This is a genomic window from Kitasatospora sp. NPDC088783, assembly GCF_044750705.1.
In the GTDB taxonomy this organism is placed as follows: Bacteria; Actinomycetota; Actinomycetes; order Streptomycetales; family Streptomycetaceae; genus Kitasatospora; species Kitasatospora fiedleri.
The window spans coordinates 356,774-381,208 of sequence record NZ_JBIVKJ010000007.1 but is presented as its reverse complement, the minus strand read 5'-3'; the positions used below and the strand labels follow the sequence as shown (position 1 = coordinate 381,208).

The following is a 24,435-nucleotide window of genomic DNA, read 5'->3' as shown; positions in this document are numbered from 1 at the left end:
CCACATCGACAAGGTGGATTAAAAACGGACAATCGGTGACGGACAATCATCTTCATTGCATAGCAGCATCATTTGCCTTGAAAGCCGCAGCTGACATCGAACCGTCGTCAACCGATGACGGCTTGCCCGGGTGTCAACCCTGGTCATAAGGTCCGCTCGCGCCCCCGGCAGGGGCGATACGAAGAAAATCCCTTCTGGCTCGACGAAGGAACCACCCCCATGCAGAAATCCCATCGACCGATATCCGGTCCGAGAACCTACGGCAGAAGAGCCTCGCTGGCGACAGTCGCCGGCGCTGTTCTCTCCACAGCCCTTTGGACCATTCCGGCGACCGCGGCCGGCCCGTTCGACCCCGTCTCGGTGAGCGGAACCGCCGCTCCGGCTCAGGCCGCTGCGAAACTTGACGACAAATTGCCTATTCTGAGCGGGAGTTCAGGTCGCACCCCGGCCCAGGAGGCCGCGATGACCGCGGCCGCCGCCAAGGCTCGTACGACCGGGCAGCCGGTCGCGGTCGACGAGTTGACGACCGAGACCACCCAGGTGGTGGCCCAGCCCAAGGGCGGCTTCGCCTTTACCGGCAACCCCAAGCCGGTCCGCACCAAGCAGGCCGGCAGCTGGACCCAGGTCGACACCGCCCTGCACCGGCAGGCCGACGGCACCCTCGCCCCAGCGGCCACCGCCTACGGCTCCGTCAGCTTCTCGGGCGGCGGCAACGGGCCTATGGTGTCGACCAGTTCGGGCGGAACGACGTACAGCCTCAGCTGGCCCGGCGCACTGCCCGCGCCCGTCGTCAAGGGCAGCACCGCGACCTACGGCGAGGTACTGCCCGGCGTCGACCTGGTGCTGTCCGCGACCGTGGCAGGTGGTTTCAGCGAAGTCCTGGTGGTCAAGGACGCCAAGGCCGCGAAGAACCCGGCGGTGGCCGAGCTGGAGCTGGCGGCGAAGACCACCGGCGGCACCGTCACGGCTGGCAAGGCACAGGACGGGGTGCTCGTCCAGGGCGGCCACGCCGCCCTGGAGACCGGCACACCGATCATGTGGGACTCCAACCGAGCGGCCCCCACGGCCGATCCGGCCGAGGAACAGGTGCCGCGCACCGCCGCCGCGGCGCGGGCGGCCACGACCGCTCCCACCGCGTCCGTGGGCGACCCGTCGGACGCGGCCCACCCCGGCTCGGCCGCCCGGATCGCCATGGTGGGCACCAAGGCGACCGGCGACAGGCTCACCCTGGTGCCCGACGCGGCGATGCTCGGTGACAGCTCGACCGTCTACCCGGCCTTCATCGACCCGACCTTCAACTGGCACCCGGCCTCGGCCAACAACCCCGCCTTCGACGAGGTGAAGCAGGGCTCGCCGTGCAACGGCGCCTCGCTCTACAACAACACCTCCTCGGCGGGCAACTACGGCCAGCTGGGCGCCGGTTACAACGGCTGGAGCAGCTGCATCGGCATCGAGCGGGCCTTCTACCAGTGGAGCCTGCCCACCGTGATGTGGGACGCCGACATCAACTCCGCCACGGTGAACGCCACCAAGGTGTACTCCTCCAGCTGCGGCGTGACCGCCACGGTCTACCTGCACTGGGCCGGTGGCATCGGCTCCGGCACCAACTGGAACAACCAGCCCGGCTATGGGTCAGCACTCTCCAGCGCGCCGTTCGGCCCCTCCTACAACCACGACTACTGCCCGGGCAACGGCTCGGTCACCCACGGCTTGGACGTCACCGGGCCGATGCGGCAGTCGGCGGCCGGCCACTGGGGCCAGTTCACGGCCGCGCTGACCGAGGACGACTACGAGAACAGCCGTGACCGCAACGGCTTCTCACGGCTCTCCGACAACCCCTCGCTGCAGATCTTCTTCAACCACCACCCGTACACCCCGGGCGTCGGCGACCTGTCCGCCGTGACTGGCTCGGACAACGCGGGCTGCGCCACCGGTGCGCCCTACCCGTACATCGGCAAGACCATCGCCACCAACACCCCGGTACTGAACGCCCGGGCCTCGGACCCGGACGGCGACTCCGTCCAGGTCGGCTACCAGTACTGGGTGGACGGCTCCAGCAACGTCAGCACCGGCTGGTCCGGTGACAGCCTGGCCTCCGGCAGCACCGGCCAGTTCTCCCTGCCGAGCAACTTCGTCTCCGGCCTGACCAACGGTCAGGTGGTGGACTGGAAGGCCAGCGTCTACGACGGCGCCGCGTGGTCCGACTGGTCCCCGGTCTGCCACTTCATCGCAGAGCCGACCGCGGCAGACAGCCCGTTCGTCATGCCCAACACCACCTACCCGAACACCGACAAGGGCGGTGCCACGGGCGCGGCGGCCGGCACCACCACGACCTTCGAGATCACCGGAAACCCGGACAGCGCCTACGCGCCCAAGATGATCTACGGGCTGGACCAACCGCCGGCCACCAGCGGCACCCCCGCCAACCAGATCGCGGCGGCCAACGGCAGCTGGCTCAGCGTGCCGGACGGGCACTGGCTGCTGAACGACGGCAGCGGCACCACCGGCAAGGACACCGGCGCCTACGGCAACCCGGTCACCCTGAACGGCGGCAACAGCTGGGTCAACGACCCGGTCCGCGGCAAGGTCCTGCAGCTCGACGGCAGCACCGGCTACGGCACCACCTCCTACCCGGTGATCGACACCAACCAGACCCTCGCGGTCTCGACCTGGGTCAAACTGAACAGCCTCTCGGGCAACTCGACGATCGTCTCCCAGTCCGACACCGCGGGCACCGAGAACGGCTTCCAGCTCTACTACTCCGCCAGCTGGCACGCGTTCAGCTTCAACAAGATGAACGCCGACGACATGACCGGCACTGCCGCCGAGGTCTTCGGCCCGAGCAGCGGCCCGCTGGCCCCGGTCGCCGGTGTCTGGACCCACCTGGCGGGCGTCTACGACCCTGCCACCCAGAAGCTCACCATGTACGTCAACGGCCATGTGGCCGGAAGCACCACGTACACCGGGGCCAACTGGGATGCCAGGGGACCGGTACAGATCGGCCGCCGGCTCTACAAGGGCGCCTACGGCGATTACGCGAACGCCCAGATCAGTGATGTCCAGCTGTACTCGTGGACGATGGACGACTGGGACATCAACCGCATCTACGACACCGCGCGGATCGACGTGACCCCGCTGGCCCCAGGCCCGCACACCCTGTGGGCCGCCTCGGTGGACCAGGCCGGTGACGTCTCCGGCATGGCCGCCTACCGCTTCACGGCCGCCGCGCACACCCCGGTCAGCTGCGCGAGCCTGACCGCCTGCTTCAACAACACGGCGATCAGCGCGGACAGCAACCGCGCCGCCGGCGCGGCCGACGGTACGGCCTCCTTCTCGGCCACCGACCTGAACAACGCCGGCTGGACCTCCGGCCGGAAGGTGACCGTCAACGGCGCCACCTTCACCCTGCCGTCCTTCGGCAGCAGCCAGGCCGACAACGTGCTGGCGGCCAACCAGACCGTCACCTTCAACCAGGCCGTACCGGCCTCGGGCAGCACTGCGCTGACCGTACTGGCCACCAGCACCAACTCCAACTTCAAGGCCAACGGCGCGGTCGACGGCGGCAACGCCGCCCCGTACGTGCCCAAGGACACCCCGGTGACCGGGGTCTACTGCTTCAACTCCACCCAGCCAGCCGCCTACTGCGCGAGCACCGGCACGATCAACTACTCCGACGGGTCCAAGCAGGCGTACACCCTGAGCGTGCCGGACTGGACCACCGGGCCGAGCGCGCTGGCGGCGATCACCCTGCCGCACCGCAACAAGCCGACCGGCCAGGAGTCCGTCGCCGCGAGCATCTACCCCTTCTCGATCCCGCTGCAGCCGGGCAAGGCGATCAGCTCGATCAGCCTCCCGGACGTGGGCAACCAGGCGGGTCAGCCGGGCCTGCACATCTTCGGCCTGGCCACCCGCAACACCACCGTCGGCACCGCGGAGGCCAACGGCACCACCGTGGCCCCCGCCACCGGCCAGACCTGGACCGGCGCCTGGGCCAGTCCGACCGAGGGCAACTTCAACTACCAGGGCGGCAATTTCTCCAACCAGACCTTCCGGACCGTGGTCCGGCCGTCGGTCTCCGGCAACAGCCTGCGGGTCAAGCTGGACGACGCGCTCGGCACCAGCCGGCTGGACATCGGCCACGTCACCGTGGCGATCGAGTCCGGTGCCACCCCCTCGGCCACGCCGGCGGCCGTCCCGGTCGGCCTGACCTTCGGCGGCAGCCAGAGCGTGAGCATCCCGCAGGGCGCCATGGTCTACAGCGACCCGCTGCCCTTCACCGTGACCGCCAACCAGGAACTGCTGGTCTCCTTCAGCCTGACCAACTCCGTCCCCTACCTGGTCGAACACCCGTGGTCCAACCTGGCGTTCACCTACCTGTCGGCGCCCGGCTCGGGTGACCACACGGCCGACACCGCGGCCACCGCGTTCTCCGGCACCGGTACCTCGAAGGGCTGGTACACCGACGTGCTCACCGACCTCGACGTGACCACGGCCGGGACGCCGACCCAGGCGGTGCTCGGCGACGGCCTGACCGACGCCGGCCAGCCGGGTAGCTCGGCCGCCAACACCTACCCGCGGCTGGCCGAGAACCTGGCTGGTGCCGTCAGCTCCACCAGCACACCCGCGGGCACGGTGGCCGAGGGCATCGAGTCCAACCAGATCATGAAGGACAATCCGCAGACCCGTGGCGGGGGCCCCGTCGGCGGCGTCTCGGCGCTCTCCCGGATCGACCGCGACATCCTGGACCAGCCCGGCCTGAACTCCGTGGTGCTCCAGGAAGGCATCGAGGACCTGCTCGGCGGCACGGACGCCAACACCCTCACCAGCACCGGTCTGGCGCAGCTGCTGTCGTACCTGCAGACGGCAGGTGTCAACGTCACGACCGTCGGCCTGACCCCGTGCGACGGCTACACCGGCGACGGCGTGGCCGGCGCCAACGACCCGTGCACCAGCACGGTCGACGGCTACCGCACCACGGTCAACACCTGGCTCGGCGGCGGCAACCTGTCGATGAACCAGTTCAGTACGCCCTACCTCTACTACGCCGACCCGGACGCCGCACTCGGTGTCGCCGACACCGGCAACGGTGAGAAGAAGCTGGCCGCCGGTGCCGACGCGGGCGACCACGTCAACCTCACCCAGGCCGGCTATGGGGCCCTGACCTCGGCGATCCTCACGGCGCAGGACACCTGGGTGCTGAACGACAACACCCCGGGCCAGGCCGGCGACACCGGGACCGGCATCACCAGCACCCCGTGGACGTACGGACAGCTGCCGCTCACCCTGAGCGGCGGCGCGAACTACGCCACCGACGCCGCCCGGGGCACCGTGCTGACCCTGGACGGCACCTCTGGCACCGGTGCCACCGCCTCCCAGGCGGTGACCACCGACGGGAGTTTCTCGGTCTCCACCTGGGTAAAGCTCGCCTCGCCACCGACCACGAACGCCACCATCGCGGCGCAGAGCGGGAGCCAGGCCTCCGGCTTCTACCTGCAGTACCACCAGTCGGACGCCAAGTGGTGCCTGATGTTCATGCAGAGCGACACGGCCAACGCCAATGGCGTGGGTACCTCACCCTGTGCGAGCGCCGCCGGTGCCGTCGGCAACTGGGTCCACCTGGTCGGCGCCTACGACGCCCGGGCCAAGACCGCCAGGCTCTACGTCAACGGTGCCCTGGCCGCGACCGGCAGCGGCATCACCAACTGGCCTTCGACGGGCGCCTTCACGGTCGGCTCGGCCAAGCACAACGCCACTCAGGTCGACTACTTCCCCGGTTCGATCAGCGGTCTGCAGGCATGGACCTACGCACTGACCGGCCCTCAGGCCGGTGCGCTGTACCAGCAACTCACGCCGGTCCACTGACCTCCGGCTGAAAGGGCCCCGCAGCACCGGCAACGGCGCTGCGGGGTGTCGGTGGGGGTCGGCCCGAACAGCGAACGGCTGCGCCTCCGTCGGGTCCTCAGCGGCTACTGGGCGCCAGCCGTGGCGAACGCCCAGTTCGAGACCGCACGCCTGCCGGACGACGGGACCCGAGACGACGCCGTACGGCACGAATGGCACGCGGATTCCGGCCTGCCGACCTACCTCTGAACCACCGGCTGGACGTACCAGGCGTGCCACGTCGAGTACGAGCGGCTGCGGGCAGAGCGAAAGACTCGGCAGAGCCACCGCCGAGCTGAAGGTACTGGCACGTCAGGTTGCACGTGTTCGTCCAGTGGATCGCCCGTGGCACGCCCGGGGAATCAGAGCGGCCGGTACGAATGGCCGTCGCAGCCCACCGGCGTTGCGGTCGATGCATCGGTCCTCCAGCGGACAACCACACTCCGTGCCCCGCTCACCGCGGCGCAGGCGCCCAAGGTCTCGAACCTGACATCCGGGACGACCAGCTACCCTCTTACCCGGCAGCAGACGGCGCCGCCGGCGCGGTACCCACTCGAACGGGCGGGGCCGGACGTACCGGACGGTTACGTGGCGGGTTGTGCCCGCCCTGACCTTCACCGCCGGCAGCGGCTCCATGACCGCTCGCATGCCCGCCGGCCAACCTCTCCTCAACCCAGGCGCCCATGATCCTACCCAGCCGCTCGTTATATGTGTTCATGCCGCCACTCCCCAAAACATCCCAGGTCAGAACTATCAAATCTTCTTCGCCCCGGCCCGGCCGGACAGCACCCGGAGCCGCAACTCGCCCGCCACCAAGAGCGGGGCGGTACAGCGCTACGACAAGGTGGCGTGATCGGCTTCGACACGGCACCGATGAAGCGGACCGGCGCTTGCCAACCAGCGTGGTGCCGGGTGCGTGGACAGATCTGTCCACGCACCCGGCACCGCCCTCGTGGGCCGATGCCTTGTCCCTTACTCGCCGGCGGCGGGCGTGCCACCCTCCAGCAGCCCGCGAATCCTGGCGTACCGCTCGGGCGACCACTCGGGCGGGGCCGTCAGCAGCTCCTCCACCTAGGCGTCCATGTTCAGGTCCAGGGGCTCACCCGGCGTCCTCATGCAACCGCTGAAAGGAAACGCCACAGTTCAGAACCCCTCTCTTGTGTTCCTCCACCGGGGCCAGTGGCGGACCGTCTCGTCGTCGCAGTCGGCGAGCAGCCGGTCGACCTGCTCCGGGTGGACGCCCTCCAGCAGCCACACCAGGGCGTCGGACGCGGACGGGCCGTCGGCGATCCGCAGCAGGTCGAGCAGTTCGGGCAGGGTGCCGATCCGGGAGCCGGGCTGGAAGACGCCCGCCATCCGGGGCAGCAGCTGGCGCTCCTCGATCCGCAGGTGGGTCTCCACCCGGGCGGCCAGCTCCTCGACCGCGTAGGAGACCGGCCAGGCGCTGGCCGGGTCGCGGGTGGCGATGCCGACCAGGGTGGTGGTGCGGGTGAAGCACTGGTCGAGGTTGTGGTGGTCGGACTCCAGCCAGTTGAGCAGTAGCCGCAGCTCGGGCGCGAAGCGGCGCAGCACCGGCCAGAGCCGGGTGTCCTGCTGCTCGTGGTGGCAGGTGACCATGGCGGTGACGAAGTCCCAGTGCCGCTTGAGCGCGTCGGCCGACTCGCGGTCCTCGGGCTGGAGCAGGCGCAGCGCCTGCGGGATGCGGGCCAGGTCGCGCCGGACGGCGGCGTGCACCAGGCGCAGGCCGGCGAACGGGAGGGGCTCGACCACCCGGGCGGGTTCGACCGCCGCGGCGGGTGCCCGGTCCTGCCGGGCGGGGGCGGTCGCGGGGCCGACGGGCAGCAGGTGACGGGACATGGCGCTCTCTTCACGACGGTCTGGGGCTGGCCGGAGCGGGGGCCGCGGTGCGGCCGCCCCGGTCCAGTTCTCCGGTCCACGGCTCCAGGGTGACCACAGTCCATCAGGGTCGAATGAACGACCGATTGATGTGCAGGTCAGAGCGTTTTACGGGCCTCGGTGGACGGTTCTGACGGAGTTGCACCCCGTTCCGGCGGGTCGTCAGTCGGACTCCGGTCCGGCGGTGTTGGCGGTCAGCCACTCCAGCGTGGTGGGGATCATCTTCTTGAAGTCCGAGGTGAGGTGCTTGCCGCCGGGCTGCTCGTAGTACTCCACGGTGGTGGGGGCCTTGGCCTTGGCGACCCAGTTCTTCACCAGCTTGGTCTCGTACGGGTTGGCGCCGCCCGCGGTGGCCAGCATCCGCACGTCGGCGGCGCCGGCGCCGATCAGCTGGTCGGGGCTGTTGGCCAGGCGCTCCTGCTCGTGGCCCTTCCAGAGCGGCGAGTCGGGGTTCCAGTAGCCGTCGATCGGCACCGCGGCCTTGAACACGTCGGGGTGCTGGAGGGCGAGCTTCGCGCTGCAGAACGCGCCGGTGGAGGCGCCCATCACGGCCCAGCCGTCCCGGCCCCTGAGGGTGCGGAAGTTGGCGCGGACGAAGTCCGGGATGTCCTGGGACATCCAGGTGCCGATCTTCGGCTGGCCGGGGATGTCGGCGCACTCCAGCGCCTTGGCCTCGTCGGAGTCCAGGTTCTGCACCGGCATGATCATGATGAACGGGTGGGCCTTGCCCTGGGCGGCCATCTGCTGGTCGGCCTCCTGGATCGGCAGCTGGTTGTCGGTCCAGGTGTTGTACCCGGCGCTCTGCCCGCCCGCGTACAGGGTGAGCACCGGGAAGCCGGTCTTCGCGTACGCGGGGTCGTCGTACTGCGGCGGCAGCCAGACCCAGACCTTGCCGCTGACCCCGGACTTGGGCCCGGCCAGCGTGGTCATCAGGATCGGACCGGCCTTGGTGTCCCGGGCCGTGGAGAAGTGGGCGGCCGGGCCGGTCGGCATCAGCACCTTGGTCGGCTTCGGCGGTGCGCTGCTGGGCGGCGCGGCGGCGGAGTTCTGGCCGGTGGAGATCGCGGCCCGGGCGGAGTCGGCGCCGCTGCCGGAGCTGCCGCAGGCGGCGAGCGGGACGGCGAGGGCGAGCAGGGCGGCGGCCGCCAGCGGGTGGCGGACGGCGGGGCGGGGCTGCGGCAGCACGGTGCTCTCTCCGGGCGGGGCCGGCCCGGCGGCCGGGTCCGGGCCCTGGTCAGTGAGGGTCGGGGACGGGCCGCGACTGTCACCGGCACACCCCGGGTACGGCCCCGGCCGCGCGTGCGGCGGCGGTCCGGGCCTCCCGTGATCCTATGACGTGCCGCTCTCGGGGCCGGTTGCGTCCGGGCCGACAATCCGCCGGTCGGCGGGGGTGGTTCCGGCCGGTCGGCGGGGGTGCGCGGGCCCGCCGGTCGGCGTGTCGCGGCGGCCGGCCGCGGCGCGCCGGGCCGGGCTCGGACGATCCTCCGGCTGACGCGGCGCCCCGGCCCGGCGATCATGGGGGTTCCGTGTTCCGGAACCGTCCCGAGGAGTGTGCGCGTGTCCCAGCAGGTTGCCGTGATCACCGGTGCGGGCAGCGGCGTCGGCCGCGCCGTGGCCCGAGAGCTCGCCTCGGCCGGCTGGCGGGTGGTGCTGGCCGGCCGCCGGGCCGACCCGCTGGCGGAGACCGCCGCCGGGCTCGGGCCGGACCGCGCGCTGGCGGTGCCCGCCGACGTCACCGACGAGCGTCAGGTGGAGGCGCTGTTCGACGCGGCGGCCGGGCACTTCGGCCGGATCGACCTGCTGTTCAACAACGCCGGGATGTTCGGCCCGTCCGCCCCGGTCGAGGAGGTCGCGGCGGCCGACTGGCGGGCCGTGGTCGACGTCAACCTGACCGGCGCGTTCCTCTGCGCGCAGGCTGCGTTCCGCCGGATGCGGGACCAGGACCCGCGGGGCGGACGGATCGTCAACAACGGCTCGATCTCCGCCCACGTCCCCCGCCCGTGCGCGATCGCCTACACCGCGACCAAGCACGCCGTCACCGGCCTGACCCGCGCCCTGTCGCTGGAGGGCCGCCCGTACCGGATCGCCTGCGGGCAGATCGACATCGGCAACGCGGCCACCGACATGACGGCGGCGATGGGCGCGGGGGTGCGGCAGGCGGACGGGCGGACCGTGCCGGAGCCGACCATGGACGTCGCGGACGTGGCCCGGACGGTGCGCCACATGGCGGAGCTGCCGCTGGAGGCGAACGTCCAGTTCGCCACGGTGATGGCCACCGCGATGCCGTACATCGGCCGCGGCTGAGCGGCGGGAGCGGCGCGCCGGGGCGGACTCGTTCGAGGTGTCCGCCCCGGCGGCCGCCGCGCAGTTCGACGTCCGGGACGGGGGTGGCGGTGCGCACCCGCCCGATGCCTCCGGCGGCGGGTCGGGCACCCGGCCGGGATCAGCCGCGCCAGGTGTCGTTCAGCGTGACCCGGCCGGTGGCCGGGACGGTCGCGGTGCGGTTGGCGCCGCTCTCCCAGGTGACGTTCCCGGCCGCGTCCTTGCGGATGTACTTGTACTGGATCGCGGTGCCCGCGCCGAGCGCCACGTCCAACTTCCACACCGGGTAGGCGGCGGCGGAGAGCGGCAACGCCTTCGCGGTGTCCCAGCCGCCCAGCCCGGCCGCGTCGCCGACCAGGTAGACGTTCTGGCCGACCGCGGTGGTGGCGTTGACCGCGAAGGAGGCGCCGGAGCCGGTCGGCGGGGAGGCGGACGCCGAGGTCGACGGGGAGGCGGTGGCGGTGCCGCACGGGTCGCCGCTGCCGACCGCGCCGTCCTTGACGGTGACGCTGCCGGTGCCGAGGGCGTAGTTGCCGCCGCCGTTGTTGTCCCAGGTGCCGTTGCCGTTGTTGAAGGTGGCGGCCAGGCCGGTGGCGCCGCCCAGGCTGACGGTCTTCTTCACCCAGCCGGTGCAGGCCGCGTCCATGGCCACGCCGGGGACGGTGGTCCAACTGCCGCCGTTGGGCGCGTAGTGCAGGTCGTAGGCCGACCAGTTCCGGTCCGTCGAGTAGAAGACGGTGGCGCTGTTGCCGCCGGTCGGCGGGACGGACGGCGAGGCGGAGGCGGACGGCGAGGCGGAGGCGGACGGGGTGGGCGTGGCGCTGTTGCCGCCGCCGGCGCCGACGTACAGGGCGACCGCGTCGCCCGCGCCGACGGTGGCGGTGAACCTGCCGTCCGCGCCGACGGTGTAGGTCGGGCCGGTGCAGCCGCCGCCGTTCACCGGGTCGCCGTGCTGGACGTCGCAGTAGACGCCGGCCGGCAGCGAGGTCCGGAAGGTCTGGGTGATCGCGCCGGACTCGCGGTTGATCGCCACGTAGCCCTTGCTGCCGCGGCCGAAGGCGATCGCGTTGTTGCCGTTGGACCACCAGTCGGTCATGCCGGTGCCGGAGACCGCGTTGCGGAAGCCGACCATGTTGGCGACCTGGCGCCAGGCGTGGGTGCAGTTCCAGCCGTCCTGGTAGCAGGCGTTGACGGTGCCGCCGTTGGGCGGGCCGTCGTCGTTGCCGCCGAAGGCGTAGCCGGAGTAGACGTTCGGCGAGCCGTAGGGGTCGGCCAGCAGGAAGACGTTGGCCAGCGTGTAGGCGGAGCCGTACTTGTAGGTCAGGGTCGAGCCGTTGCGCTCGGTGTCCCAGTTGTCGACGAAGGTGCGGGCCTGGGCGGAGCCGAGCAGGCCGCTGCCCCAGCTCTGCAGGTCGGAGATCCGCCCGCCGTTGAAGGCGCTCTTGAGCCAGGTCGCGGAGCGGAACTCGTCCACGTCGCCGTTGCCGGTGTACTCGCCGGGCTGGACGGCCTCGCCCGCGCCGTAGATGACCTCCTGCACCCAGTAGGCGTTCGGGTTGCTCACCTTGGACTTGATCGCGGCCAGGTCGCTCGCGGCGATGTGCTTGGCGGCGTCGATCCGGAAGCCGTCGACGCCCAGGGACAGCAGGTCGTTCAGGTAGTCGGCGATGGTCTGCCGGACGTAGCCGGAGCCGGTGTCGAGGTCGGCCAGGCCGACCAGCTCGCAGTTCTGCACGTTGGAGCGGTCGCCGTAGTTGCTGATCGAGGTCCGGCAGGAGTGGAAGTCCTGGTCCTGGTAATAGCCGGGGTAGGTGTACTTGCCGTAGGCGGTGCCGCCGGTGCCGGTGCCGCTGCCCGCGCTCATGTGGTTGATCACCGCGTCGGCGATCACCTTGACGCCCGCGGCGTGGCAGGTGCCGACCATGCGCTGGAACGAGGCGCGGTCGCCGAGCCGGCCGGCGATCTTGTAGCTGACGGGCTGGTAGGAGGTCCACCACTGGGCGCCCTGGATGTGCTCCTCGGCCGGGGAGACCTCGACGGAGCCGTAGCCCTTGGGGCCGAGCGTGTCGGTGCACGCCTTGGCCACCGAGTCGAACTTCCACTCGAACAGGGTGGCGGTGACGTCCTTGCCACCGGGCGGGGTGGCGGTGGCGGTGGGCGCGAGCGAGAGCCCGGCGCCGACCGAGAGGCCGAGCGCCGCGAGCGCGGTGGCGGCGGCGACGAGGCGCCGGCCGCCGAGGGGGGCGGAGAGGGGCAAGGGAGCACTCCTGGGGGAAGCCCGGGCCGCGGACGCGGGTCGCGGAACGGGGGGGGCGGCGGGGTGGGGGGCCGCGACGGCGGGGGTGGTGCCGTCAGCGCGACGGGTGGGGGGTCGCTACTGCAAGTCCCTGCAAACTCGTTGAAACTTGCTGGAAACTTGCAGTGGCATGACCATAGGGTCCGCCCGGACGGCCGTCAAGGGAGGCTGCGGGCCCCTGCGGATGAGGAAGCCGGCGGGGGAACGGACGGGGAAAACGGACGCGCCGGTCCGCCGCTGACGGTTCGTCAGCGGCGGACCGGCGCGGGCCCGGGGCCCCGGGAGGTCAGCCCAGCTGCCGCTCGATCAGGTCGCAGGCGCGGGCGGTGCCGCCCTCGGACTTCGCCCGCGCGCTCAGCTCGCGCGAGCGGGCCGCGACCGCCGGGTCCGCGACCAGCTCGGCCAGCGCCGAGCGGAGCGCCCGCGGCGTCGCGTCCGCAGTGTCGATCCGGCGGGCCACGCCGAGCTCGACCAGCCGGTCGGCGTTCATGAACTGCTCGGCGGCCTGCGGCACCGCGATCATCGGCACCCCGGCCAGCAGTCCCTCCCCGCAGCCGCCCATCCCGGCGTGCGTGACGAAGGCGTCGGCCTGCTCCAGCACCGCCCGCTGCGGCACCCAGGGGTGCACCTCGACCCCGGCCGGGACCTCCCCCAGCTCCGCCGGGTCGGTGTGCCGGCCGATCTGCAGCACCAGGTGCCAGCCGGGCAGGTCGCCGAAGGCGGCCAGGCAGTTGCGGTAGAACTCCGGCTGCCGGGTGAACGCCGAGCCCAGCGACACCAGCAGCACCTTCTCGGCCCCGGCCGGGCGCTGCCAGCCGCCCTGCTCGGCCCGCAGGTCGAAGCACGGGCCGACGAAGTCCACCGCCTCCCGGTCGACCCGGTCGGCGTGCGGCTGCATCGCCTCGGTGATCATGGCGACGGCCCGGGCCGGGCGGCCGGAGAAGTCGTCCACGTCGGTCGTGGTGGCGCCGCTGCCGGCCAGCCACTCGGCGAAGCGGGCGAAGTAGGCGTCCGCCCCCGGGAGGCCGCGCAGGTGGGCGCCGACCTCCTCCCGGTACCCCTCCCAGCCGACCAGCGTCGGCGAGAGCTGGACGACCGGCCGGCCCTGGGCCTCGGCGAGCGCCCGGGCCGCGTAGGCGCCGATGTCGTACAGGTAGAGGTCGGCCGGGTCGGCGTCGTAGTGGGCGCGCAGCCGGGGCAGCACGGCGATCGCGTCCTCCAGGAAGACGCGCATGGCGCCGATCGCGTCCGCCGGCCAGTCGTGGTCGGCGACCGGGAGGGTGGAGGGGTAGGGGACGAGCTCGGCGCCGGTGGGGGCGATCAGCTCGGCGACGGCGGGGTCGTTGGCGTACGTCACCCGGTGGCCGCGGGCGACGAGTTCGCGGATCACCTCGAGGCTGGGGCGGACGTGGCTGACGGCCGGGATGCCGACCATGGCGATGTGGGCACGACGGGTCATGCGGAGAGCACCTGCTTCCGGTTCTACGGGGCGTGGACAGGACACCGCACCGCCGGGGCGCCGCGGAGGGGCGCGCACGGGCGGGCGGGACGCGTGGGCTCGGGGCGCTGCCCCGGCCGCGTCAGCCGTAGATCTGGTGGAAGGAGGACATGCCGGGACACTAACCCGGAACCGGTCGGGCCGCACGCGAATTACCGCGCGCGCCCGCCCTCGGGGAGCCGCAACACCCGGGTGAAGCAAGCGGATTGACGGATCGTCAGACCGCGTCCGGCCCGCGCTCGCCGGTGCGGACCCGGACGATGCCGTCCACCGGCACCACCCAGACCTTGCCGTCGCCGATCTTCCCGGTCCGGGCGGCGGCCACGATCGCGTCGGTGACCCGCTCGGCGTCCTCGTCCTCCACCACCACCTCGATCCGCACCTTCGGCACCAGGTCGATCCGGTACTCCGCGCCCCGGTACACCTCGGTGTGCCCGTGCTGCCGCCCGTAGCCGCTGGCCTCGGTGACGGTCAGCCCGTGCACGCCGAGCTCCTGCAACGCGGTCTTGACCTCGTCCAGCTTGAACGGCTTGACGACGGCGGTGATCAGCTTCATGCGGGGCGGGTCCTGTCGGAGGCGGGCGCACCGTGCGGGTGCATGCTGGCGTGGGCGGTGGCGGAGCCGTGGCCCAGGACGCCGTGATCGTACGCGGTCTCGGCGTGCACGGCGAGGTCCAGGCCGGTGAGTTCGTGCTCGGGCGCGGCCCGGAAGCCCATCAGCCGGTCGATCGCCCGGCCGATGCCGTACGTCGCGCCGAAGGCGTACCCGGCGACCACCAGGACGGCGGTCGCCTGCTTGCCGAGCTGGCCGATCCCGCCGCCGTGCAGCAGTCCGGCGGGGCCGCCGGTCATGGTGGCGGTGGCGAACAGGCCGATCAGCAGGGTGCCGATGACGCCGGCCACGAAGTGCACGCCGACCACGTCCAGCGAGTCGTCGTAGTCGAGGCGGAACTTCCAGCTGACGGCGTAGCAGCAGACCAGTCCGGCGGCCAGGCCGACGACCAGCGCGCCGAGCAGGTCGACGCTGCCGCAGGAGGGGGTGATGGCGACCAGTCCGGCGACCGCGCCGGAGGCGGCGCCGAGGGTGGTGGCGTGGCCGTCGCGCCTCTTCTCCACCACCAGCCAGCCGAGCAGGCCCGCGCAGCCGGCCGCCTGGGTGTTGAGGACCGCGGCGGCGGCCAGGCCGTTGGCGCCCAGCGCGGAGCCGCCGTTGAAGCCGAACCAGCCGAACCAGAGCAGGCCCGCGCCGAGCAGCACCAGCGGCAGGTTGTGCGGGCGCATGGCCTCCTTCTTGAAGCCCAGGCGCGGGCCGAGCAGCAGGGCCAGGGCCAGGCCGCTGGCGCCGCAGTTGACCTCGACGACGGTGCCGCCGGCGAAGTCGAGGGCGCCGAGGTCGCGCAGGATCCAGCCGTCGGGGGCGAACACCCAGTGCGCGACGGGCACGTAGACCAGCAGCGTCCACACCGCGGTGAAGGCCACCCAGGAGCCGAACTTGGCCCGGTCGGCGATGGCGCCGGAGATCAGCGCGGCGGTGATGATCGCGAAGGTCAGCTGGAAGGTGGCGAACAGCAGGGTGGGGACGTGCCCGGTGAGGTTGTCCGGGGCGATGCCGGCCATGCCGAGGTGGTCGAGGGAGCCGATCAGCCCCCAGCCGGCGTCCTTGCCGAAGGCCAGCGAGTAGCCGGCCAGCAGCCAGACGACGGTGACCACGGCGATCGACACGAAGCTCATCATGATCATGTTGAGCACGCTCTTGGTGCGCACCATGCCGCCGTAGAACAGCGCCAGGGCCGGGGTCATCAGCAGCACGAGCGCGGTGCAGGCCAGCAGCCAGGCGGTGTCGCCGCTGTCCAGGGTGGGTGGGGAGTCAGCGAGGAGCATGCGGGGAGTGTCGCCGGGCCGGATTTCGGGCCGCCGTCACGGGTGTTTCGACGGTGTTTCGTGTTGCCCGGGGGTTTCCGGAATCTCACCGCCCGGACACCCGGCCGGGCCGCGCCGGGAGCGGGCGCGCCGGGAGCGGTCGCGCCGGTGCCCGGCGGCCGCTGGTGCGGCCACCGGGCAGCGGTGGGTGCGGGTGCGTCAGCTGGTCTGGATCGCGGTGTCGTCGATCACGAAGGAGGTCTGCAGCGAGGAGTCCTCGACCGCGTTGAACTTCACCGTGACGGTCTGGCCCGCGTAGGCCGACAGGTTGATGCTCTTCTGGGTGTAGCCGGTGGCGGCGTTGGCGTTCGAGTACGTGGCGACCGAGGTGCCGTTGACGGTGACGGTCAGCTTGTCGTACGCGGTGGTGCCGGTCTCGGCGGTGTCGATGTGCAGCCAGTAGCTCAGCGTGGCGGAGCAGCCGGCCGGGATGGTGACGGTCTGGGTGATGCTGTCGGTGTGGGCGGAGCCGTAGCCGTCCAGCCAGGCCTTCCAGGAACCGCCGTGGGCGGCCTGCGAGGTGGAGTTGTTGACCACGCCGGAGGTGGCGGTCCAGGGGCTGGCGGTGCCGGTCTCGAAGCCGGGGTTGCCGAGCAGCTGAGCCGGGGTGCAGCCGGTGCCGCCGCCGGAGGTGACGGTCCAGGTGAAGGAGGCGGTGCCGGTCTTGTTGGCGGCGTCCTTGGCGGTGACGGTCACGTTGTAGGTGCCGGCCGCGGTGGCGGTGCCGGTGATCTTGCCGGTGGAGGCGTTGATCGACAGGCCGGTGGGCAGGCCGGTGGCCGAGTAGGTCAGCGGCGCGGTGCCGCCGCTGGCCGCGATCTGCAGGTTGACCGAGCCGTTCAGCGCGGTCGACTGGTTGCCGGGGCTGGTGACGGTCGGCCCGCCGGTGCTGGGCAGCGAGCCGACGTTGACGGCGGCCCAGGCGGTGGCGGTGGCGTTGTACTCGGCGGAGCCGGCGCCGTACAGGTCGGTGGCGGCGGAGAGCATGCCGGCCCGGGCGCTGGCGTAGTTGGTGGTGGAGGTCCAGTACGTGGTCAGTGCCCGGTACCAGATCGCCGCGGCCTTGTCCCGGCCGATGCCGGTGACGGTGATGCTGTTGACGGTGGGCGAGTTGTAGCTGACGCCGTTGATGGTCTTGGCGCCGCTGCCCTCGGCCAGCAGGTAGAAGGCGTGGTTGCCGACGCCCGAGGAGTAGTGGACGTCCTTGTTGCCGACGGTGGAGGACCAGCTGTCGGCGGACGCGCCGTCCTTGGAGGGCTTGTCCATGTAGCGCAGCGGCGTGCCGTCGCCGTTGATGTTGATCAGCTCGCCGATCAGGTAGTCCGGGTTGTCGGTGGACAGGTTCGCGTAGAACTCGACCATCGTGCCGAACACGTCCGAGGTGGACTCGTTCAGGCCGCCGGACTCGCCCGAGTAGTTCAGGCCCGCGGTGTTGGAGGTGACGCCGTGCGTCATCTCGTGGCCCGCGACGTCGAGTTCGGTCAGCGGGTGGGTGTTGCCCGAGCCGTCGCCGTAGGTCATGCAGAAGCAGCTGTCGTCCCAGAACGCGTTGACGTAGTTGCTGCCGTAGTGGACCCGGCTGTACGCGCCGACGCCGTCGTTGCGGATGCCGTTGCGGCCGAAGGTGTTCTTGTAGTAGTCCCAGGTGGACGCGACGCCGTAGTGGGCGTCCACGGCCGCGGACTCCTTGTTGGAGACGGTGCCGTCGCCCCAGGTGTCGGTGGTCTTCGAGTACAGCGTGCCGGTGCCGCTGGTCCCGTTGTTCAGGTTGGTGGTGTACATGTTGCCGCGGGTCGGGTCCTTGAGCTGGTAGTTGGAGCCCGACTGCGAGGTGCCGAGGGTGACGCTGCCGACGAAGACGCCGTTGCCGGTGCCGGTCTCGATGCCCTCCCACTTCTGGATCACGTCGCCGGTGGTGGCGTCGGTGACCACGTGGAGCTTGCTCGGGGTGCCGTCCTCCTGGACGCCGGAGACCACGGTCTCCCAGGCCAGCCGCGGGCTGTTGTCGGCGGCCCAGACCACCAGGCGGGGCGCGGTCTCCAGGGCGGAGCCGGACTGGGCGGCCAGCGCGGCGGCCTGGCCCTTGGCGGCGGCGAGCTTGGGGGTGGTGGACAGGCCGGTCAGGGTGGCCGAGGAGGCCCGGTCGACGCTCTTGGTGGTGCCGTTGGCGGCCTGGTGGACGATCAGGTCGCCGCCGAGCACCGGGAGTCCGTTGTAGGTCCGCTCGTAGCGGAAGTGCTGGGTGCCGTCGGCGTCCTTGGACGCGTCCTTGACCACGAGCTTCTCGGCCGAGCCCAGGCCCAGGTCCTGGGCGAACGCCGCCGAGCGGCTGCCCGCGTCGGAGAGCAGCTGGGCGTGGCCGGCCACCGCCTGCTGGGAGGCGACCTGGCCGGTCTGGGAGGGGGTGGCGGGGGCGGCCTGGGCCACCGCCACCGGGATCGCGGTCACCAGTAGGGCGGTGGTGGCCGCGAGGGCGGCCATGCTCACGCGGGCATGCGTGCGGCGAGACATGCGGGACTCCTTTACCGACCGTCGCGGGGTCACGAGCGGTGGAGAGAATCTGGCCGCGGTTGCGGCGCAGCGGGGGCCCCTGCCGCCGGTTCGCGGCGCGGGGTGCGGTGCACGTACGCGGTACCGGGCACGTGGGGTACGCGTGCCGGGCTGCGGCCGCCGGAGTCCTGGGGAGGGTCCCACCGGCGGGGGTCGGGGCTACCTGTCGCTCCGCAGCCGGGGGAATCCTGGCAGCAAACACCTCGTGAATGACAGATGCATGCCACGGATTGACTGATTAATGACCGCGCCCCGGTCCGGTCAACGGCCGCCCACGGTCCGGTAGATGGGACGCATTCGAGAAGGTCCGTGCCAAACATCGCCGTGCGGCGTCGGTTTTCGGCCAACGCGGGACGGGGCCCCACCCGGAGGTGAGGCCCCTGTTACCGCTGGGAAACCATCAGTTCTGGACGAACACCGCCACCGTCCGGCCCGGCACCGTGAAGGTCCCCGAGGCCGGGTCGAAGGCTGCCCGCCTGACCACCGGGTCACTGCCCTGCGCCTGCACCCCGTGCAGCTGCTGCCGGCTGCCGCGCAGGCCCGCCACGGTCTGGTTCTGCGCGGTCGGGGTGGCGTTGAAGACCACCGTGAGGCCCTTCTCGGCGCCCTTCAGCCCGGTGCCGTCCAGGTGCATGGTGATCACGCCCGGGTGCTCCCCCGCGGTGCCGGACAGCGGGAAGGACAGCCGGCGCTGCACCTCGGCCGCGGTGGGCAGCGCGAACAGCGGCGAGGACCGGCGGATCTTCAGGAACTGCTGGTAGATCGCGGTGGAGCTGCCCGTCGCGTTGCAGTCCGCCCGCAGCGCCGGATCGGCCAGCAACTGCTTGGCGCGGTCCCACATCTCCTTGTTGTCGGCCGCCATCGGCAGGCCCCGGCCCCAGCCGTTGCCCTGCCGGCAGTCCCAGGAGATCGCGTTGAACCAGTCGCCGGAGTCGAAGGAGTTGGCGTCCAGCGACTTGGAGCGCAGCAGGTCGCTGCCGGCCTGGGCGAAGCCCGGGCCCTGGCTCAGCGCGGTCAGCGACAGGCCGAGCGCCTGCATCCGGGCCCGGTCGGCGGGCGAGGTGCCCTGCGGGAGCTTGAACGCCAGCGCGTCGTACAGGTCCGCGTTGTCGTGCGCGTCCAGGTACTCGACGGCCTCGCCGGGGTTGGCCGCGTAGCCGGTCGGCGCGCCGTTGTAGTCCACGCCGGCGCCGGTGACGGCCTTCCCGGCGGTGTCGGTGAACCGGTATCCGGCCAGGTTGCCGGTCAGGCCGACCTTGATCTGGTCCATCTGGTGCAGCAGCCTGGCCTGCTGCTCGGCCGGGGTGCCGTTGTCCGCCGAGCCGTTCGGGTCGGTGGACAGGCCGGAGGCGAAGCCCTGCTGCGCGGCCGAGGAGAGCTGGTAGTTGCCGCCGCGGCCGGCGTCCCGCATCCGGTCGTTGAAGGTGGCGATGCCGGTGCCGGCCATGTTGGCCTGGGTGGCCTGGACGAACCGGGCGTCGTTGGCGACGGTGCCGAAGTTCCAGCCCTCGCCGTACAGGAAGACGTTCTTCCCGTCGACGCCGTCCTTCTGCGGGGTCAGCCCGCGCAGCGCCGCCTGCACGTCCAGCATGGTCGACTTCGGGTCCAGGCCCATCAGGTCGAACCGGAAGCCGTCCACCCGGTACTGCCTGGCCCAGCCCACCACCGAGTCCACGACCAGCTTGTTCATCATGGCGTGCTCGGGCGCGGTGTCGGCGCAGCAGGAGTCGGTGGTGACCTTGCCGCTGTCGCTCAGCCGCTGGTAGTAGCCGGGCACGACCTTGTCGAGCACCGACCTGTCGTCCTGCCCGGCGGCGGCGGTGTGGTTGTAGACCACGTCCAGCACCACCCGCAGGCCCGCCTCGTGCATCGCCTGCACCATCTCGCGGAACTGCACGGTGCGCGCCGTCCCGTTCGGGTCGGTGGCGTAGGAGCCCTCGGGCACGTTGTAGTGCAGCGGGTCGTAGCCCCAGTTGTAGGCGTCGTCGGCCTGCACCGCGGCCACGCACTCCTGCTGCTGGTCCGAGTCGGCGGGCAGCGCGGCCAGGTCGCAGGCCGGGAGCTTCTGGTCGGCCCGGTTCTCCCGGATGGTGGCGATGTCGAAGGTCGGCAGCAGGTGGATCGTGGTCACCCCGGCGTCGGCCAGCTCCTTCAGGTGCCGCATGCCGGCCGACTTCGACCGGGTGAACGCCAGGTAGGTGCCGCGCTCGTCGGCCGGCACGGTGGCGTCGGCGACCGAGAAGTCCCGCACGTGCAGTTCCTGGATCTGCTGCTTCACCGCCGGGACGGGCTCCGGGCTGCGGTGCCGGTCCCAGCCCTGGGGCTTGGTGGCCGCGGAGGACAGGTCGGCGACCAGGCTGCGCTTCGAGTCCGCCGACAGCGCGGTCGAGTACGGGTCGGTGACGGTGTTCACCACGTTCTGCCCGACGCTCGGCGCCCACACCTTCACCTGGTACAGGTAGTACTTACCGTCCAGCTCCTCGGCGTCCTCGGTCAGCGACCAGACCCCCGACGCGTCGTCGCGCTTCAGCGGGACGGTCCTCGCCGTGCCGCCGGCGGCCTTGTCGAACAGCTGGACCGACACCCCGGTCGCGGTCGGCGCCCAGAGCGAGAGCGTCACCTCGCGCCGGTCGCGGCCGAACCAGCCGTGGCCCTTCCGCACCGAGTACACCGGGCCGAGCTGCGCGGAGGCCGCCTTCGCCGCGTACAGGTCGTCCAGCACACCGGGGGTCTGCACGCCGGTGGCCGCCAGCGCCGCGCCGTTCGGCAGGTGCTCGGTGAAGAGCAGTTGGCCGCGCAGCGCGTCGGTGGTCCGGCCGGCGTCGCGCGGGTCGACGGTGAACGCCCGGTACCCGGCCAGGTGCGGGAACTTCGCCTTCTGGGCGTCGGTGAGCCCGGCCGCCGGGGTGAGCCGGATCCAGTGGCCCGGCCCGGAGAGCACGCCCCGGTCGACGCTCAGCCCGCCCGCGGGGTCGTAGACCAGCTGGGCGCTGGTGCCGCCCTTCAACTGGGCGTCCGCCGCACCGTAGTTCGCGGGCACCACCACGGTCCTCGCGTCGATCCACTGGGCCTTCGCCGAGCCCGGGTCGAGCTGCGAGGAGGTGCCGGCGCCCTGCGGCAGCAGGTGGCCCTCCTGCCCGGCGATGATCCAGACCTCCCGGCCGGCGGTGGCGAAGTCCAGCGACTGGTCCTGCGGCAGGTCCTTGTCGCCGCCGTTGTGGATGATGTAGCTGAGGCTGGTCGCGCCCTCGGCCAGCGGCACCTCGAAGACCGCGCCGAACGCGTCCTGCCGGGCCGGCACCAGCGGGCTGCCCCAGTCGGTCGGGGTGGCCGCGCCGGTCCAGTCGTGCAGGCCCCAGCCGGTGTAGTTCCCGTCGGCCCGCCGGTAGTGGATGACCGCCTTGCCCTCGGGCACCGGCTGCGCCCCGTCCGGGTTCGCGGTGCGGACGGTGGCGTCGCCCTGCTTGATCCACACCTCGCCGGTGGCGGAGACGTCGACGTGCCGGTCCTGGTCGACGTCCTTGGCGCCGTCCTTCTCCACCACGAACCCGACGTCGGACGCCCCGCCCTTGAGCTTCACGTACGCGAACGCCCCGTACGCGTCCCGCCCGACGAAGCCGTGCCCGGCCGGCCAGGTGGTCGCCTCGCCGTCGGCGAGGTCGCCCCAGGCGTACAGGTTCCAGCCGTCGTAGTCGCCGTCCTCGCGCTGGTAGTGCACCACCGCGTACTCGCGGGTCACCGCGCTCGGCACCGGCGCGGGCGGCTGCTGCCCGGTGGTGAACTGCCCGGTGGCGGAGGCCAGTCGGCCCGCCGAGTCCTGGACCACGGCCTTGTAGCGCACCACGGTGCCGGGCGCGACGCCGTCCAGGTCCTGCGTCACCTTGTACACGCCGTTGTCGGCGGTGCCGAGCGTCTGCCAGGGCCCGTCGCCGACCTGCGCGGCGAAGGTCACCCGGTCGAAGCCGCCGCCGGGCACGCTCGCGCCCAGCGTGACGGTGCCGTACGCGCCGTCGGCCGGGGCGTTCACCGTGATCGACGGCCCGGCCGCCGGCTCGGCCAGCTTGTGCTTCGCCTTCAGCACCACCGAGGACATCGCCGGGACGGTGACCGTCACCCTGCCGTCCGCGCCGCTGGTGAGCTTCCCGCCGGTGCCGTACAGGCCGGTGAAGTCCATGCCGGCCGAGAAGGTGTCCAGCGCGACGGTCTTCGGCTCGGCCGCGTTGTTCACCGCCGCCAGGTACTCGACCTGCTCCTTGGCGTCGATCCGGGAGAACGCGTACACGCCAGGCCCGTCCGCCGCGTACCGCTCGACCTGGGCGCCGTCGGCCAGCGCCGGGTTGTCCTTGCGCAGCTTGGCCAGGCCCGCGATGCCCCGGTACAGCGCGCCGTCCTCGCCGTAGCGGTCCTTCGAGCCGGGGGCGCCGCCGATCACGGTGTCGGTGTTGTAGGAGGGGGTCTTCGAGGCGAACATGTCCTGCCGGGCGTCCTTGTCGCCGCCCGCGCCGGTGAAGCCCTGCTCGTCGCCGTAGTAGACCACCGGCTGGCCGCGGGTCAGGAACTGCAGCTCGTTGGCGAGCCGGTCCTTGGCCAGCAGCGCGTCGTTCGAGGCCCCGGGGTCGTCGCTCCGCAGGAAGGAGCCGAACCGGCCCATGTCGTGGTTGCCGAGGAAGGTCGGCAGCTCGTAGGCGTCGGTGTCGGCCGTGGTGTAGCGGTAGTCCTGCGCGTACAGCGCGCTGAGCGCCTTGGCCGAGCCGTTCTGCGAGACGTACGCGCGGGCCGCCTCCTGGAAGGCGAAGTCCAGGGTGGCCTGGAGCTTGCCCCGCGTGACGTACGGGGAGGTGACCGCCGGGTCGCCCGAGTACACCTCGCCGAACATGAAGAACTTCTTGTTGCCCTGCTTGGCCGCGAACTGCTTGAGCGCGGGCGCCCACTGCTCCCAGAACGCCAGGTTGACGTGCTTGACGGTGTCGATCCGGAAGCCGTCGACGCCGGTCTCGGCGACCCACTGCTGGTAGATCCTCTCCATCCCCGCGACGACCTTCGGGTTCTGGGTGTCCAGGTCGTCCAGGCCGGAGAAGTCGCCCTCGGTGGCGGACTCGCCGACGAAGGTCGAGTCGCCGCGGTTGTGGTAGAGCGAGGGGTCGTTCAGCCAGGACGGGGTCTTGGCGGTGGCGGCCGCCCTGGTCGGCAGCACCGGGGTGTAGGGGAAGGAGTCCTTGGTGGTGTCCGGCCACTGGGCGCGGGCGTCGGCGATCGCGGTCTCGTCGACCGGCCTGCCGTCCGCGTCGAGGGTCGGGTAGGCGCCCTCGGAGCGGTAGTCGTGGGTCTGCTCCGCGTAGTCGATGACGTCCGCGGTGTGGTTGGTGATGACGTCGAAGAAGACCTTGATGCCGCGCTTGTGCGCCTTGTCGATCAGCTCCTTGAGCTGGGCGTTGGTGCCGAAGTGCGGGTCGACCTGGGTGAAGTCGGTGATCCAGTAGCCGTGGTAGCCGGCCGAGGCGTCCGCCCCGGTGCCCTGCACCGGCCGGTTCTTGAAGATCGGCGCCATCCAGATCGCGGTGGTGCCCAGGTCCTGGATGTAGTCGAGCTTGTCGATCAGGCCCTTGAGGTCGCCGCCGTGGTAGAAGCCCTTGTCGGCGGGGTCGAGTCCGTTCTCCAGCCGGCCGCCGGTGATGCCGCCGGTGTCGTTGCCGGTGCTGCCGTTGGCGAAGCGGTCCGGCAGCACGAAGTAGAACTGCTCGCGGGTCAGGTCGTGCCGGGCGGCGGTGGCCGCCAGGTCCCGGTCGGACGGCGGGGCGGCGGGCCGGGCGGGCGCGGCCGCGGCCGGCGGAACGGCGCCCAGGGTGGCGGCGATCAGCGAGGCCGCCAGCAGGACGGCGGCCCGGGCGGGGCGGCGGTGGGGGGTGGTGCGGCGCTGGGGGCGGTACGGGGCGTCGGCCACGGCAGGGCTCTCCCTCGGGGGCGCTCGGGCAAGGGGTGGGTGGCGTGGAACCTAGCGCTCTGCAAGATGTTTCAGCAAGATGTGAAAGCTGTTTCGTTCCGGAGTCGTACCGAGTCGTGACCTGAACCCCGG

10 protein-coding genes are annotated in these 24,435 nt (G+C 71.8%); 2 read left to right on the top strand and 8 right to left on the bottom strand.

Features of this window, described 5'->3' with window-relative positions:
* Window positions 1-462 precede the first annotated feature (462 nt).
* On the top strand, window positions 463-5,862 hold the full coding sequence (locus ACIP60_RS21910) for a LamG-like jellyroll fold domain-containing protein (protein ID WP_400686896.1): 5,400 nt from the start codon (window positions 463-465) through the stop codon (window positions 5,860-5,862).
* Window positions 5,863-7,023: 1,161 nt separating this feature from the next.
* Here ACIP60_RS21910 and ACIP60_RS21905 read toward each other — a convergent pair.
* Both ACIP60_RS21905 and ACIP60_RS21900 read right to left on the bottom strand, forming a co-directional pair.
* Window positions 7,024-7,737 carry a hemerythrin domain-containing protein gene (locus tag ACIP60_RS21905; protein WP_400686894.1) on the bottom strand — a complete coding sequence of 238 codons (714 nt, stop codon included), beginning with the start codon at window positions 7,735-7,737 and terminating at the stop codon, window positions 7,024-7,026.
* A 201-nt stretch (window positions 7,738-7,938) separates the two neighbouring features.
* Entirely contained in the window at window positions 7,939-8,961 is a 1,023-nt protein-coding gene (locus ACIP60_RS21900; RefSeq protein WP_400686892.1) for an alpha/beta hydrolase, read from the bottom strand.
* Window positions 8,962-9,291: 330 nt separating this feature from the next.
* Here ACIP60_RS21900 and ACIP60_RS21895 point away from each other — a divergent pair, with 330 nt between their 5' ends.
* Window positions 9,292-10,080 (top strand): SDR family oxidoreductase, encoded by a 789-nt coding sequence (locus ACIP60_RS21895; RefSeq protein WP_400686890.1) that lies wholly within the window; start codon window positions 9,292-9,294, stop codon window positions 10,078-10,080.
* A gap of 139 nt (window positions 10,081-10,219) precedes the next feature.
* Here the strand turns inward: ACIP60_RS21895 and ACIP60_RS21890 are convergent, their stop codons facing one another.
* The 6 genes from ACIP60_RS21890 to pulA all read right to left on the bottom strand — a co-directional run bounded on the left by ACIP60_RS21890 (window position 10,220) and on the right by pulA (window position 24,303).
* Window positions 10,220-12,355, bottom strand: coding sequence for a carbohydrate binding domain-containing protein (locus ACIP60_RS21890; protein ID WP_400686888.1), 2,136 nt, complete (start codon window positions 12,353-12,355; stop codon window positions 10,220-10,222).
* A gap of 325 nt (window positions 12,356-12,680) precedes the next feature.
* Complete coding sequence (locus ACIP60_RS21885; protein ID WP_400686886.1) at window positions 12,681-13,853, bottom strand: macrolide family glycosyltransferase; 1,173 nt, start codon at window positions 13,851-13,853, stop codon at window positions 12,681-12,683.
* Between the two features lie 256 nt (window positions 13,854-14,109).
* Complete coding sequence (locus tag ACIP60_RS21880) at window positions 14,110-14,448, bottom strand: P-II family nitrogen regulator (protein WP_014135467.1); 339 nt, start codon at window positions 14,446-14,448, stop codon at window positions 14,110-14,112.
* Window positions 14,445-15,773 (bottom strand): ammonium transporter, encoded by a 1,329-nt coding sequence (locus tag ACIP60_RS21875; protein ID WP_400686883.1) that lies wholly within the window; start codon window positions 15,771-15,773, stop codon window positions 14,445-14,447. The genes ACIP60_RS21880 and ACIP60_RS21875 overlap by 4 nt, the downstream gene beginning before the upstream one ends.
* 198 nt (window positions 15,774-15,971) lie before the next feature.
* A complete protein-coding gene (locus ACIP60_RS21870; RefSeq protein ID WP_400686881.1) occupies window positions 15,972-18,323 on the bottom strand; it encodes a M4 family metallopeptidase in 2,352 nt (783 codons plus the stop codon).
* Between the two features lie 439 nt (window positions 18,324-18,762).
* The gene (pulA, locus tag ACIP60_RS21865) at window positions 18,763-24,303 is read right to left on the bottom strand and encodes a pullulanase-type alpha-1,6-glucosidase (RefSeq protein ID WP_400686879.1); all 5,541 of its coding nucleotides are present in this window, start codon (window positions 24,301-24,303) and stop codon (window positions 18,763-18,765) included.
* Between the last annotated feature and the right edge of the window lie 132 nt (window positions 24,304-24,435).

What these genes read in the sequence shown, in the direction of transcription:
- ACIP60_RS21910 (WP_400686896.1), top strand. Translation starts at nt 463, where the DNA reads ATGACCGCGGCCGCCGCCAAGGCTCGTACGACCGGGCAGCCGGTCGCG.
- ACIP60_RS21905 (WP_400686894.1), bottom strand. Translation starts at nt 7,737, where the DNA reads ATGTCCCGTCACCTGCTGCCCGTCGGCCCCGCGACCGCCCCCGCCCGG.
- ACIP60_RS21895 (WP_400686890.1), top strand. Translation starts at nt 9,292, where the DNA reads ATGGGGGTTCCGTGTTCCGGAACCGTCCCGAGGAGTGTGCGCGTGTCC.
- ACIP60_RS21885 (WP_400686886.1), bottom strand. Translation starts at nt 13,853, where the DNA reads ATGACCCGTCGTGCCCACATCGCCATGGTCGGCATCCCGGCCGTCAGC.
- ACIP60_RS21880 (WP_014135467.1), bottom strand. Translation starts at nt 14,448, where the DNA reads ATGAAGCTGATCACCGCCGTCGTCAAGCCGTTCAAGCTGGACGAGGTC.
- ACIP60_RS21875 (WP_400686883.1), bottom strand. Translation starts at nt 15,773, where the DNA reads ATGCTCCTCGCTGACTCCCCACCCACCCTGGACAGCGGCGACACCGCC.
- ACIP60_RS21870 (WP_400686881.1), bottom strand. Translation starts at nt 18,323, where the DNA reads ATGTCTCGCCGCACGCATGCCCGCGTGAGCATGGCCGCCCTCGCGGCC.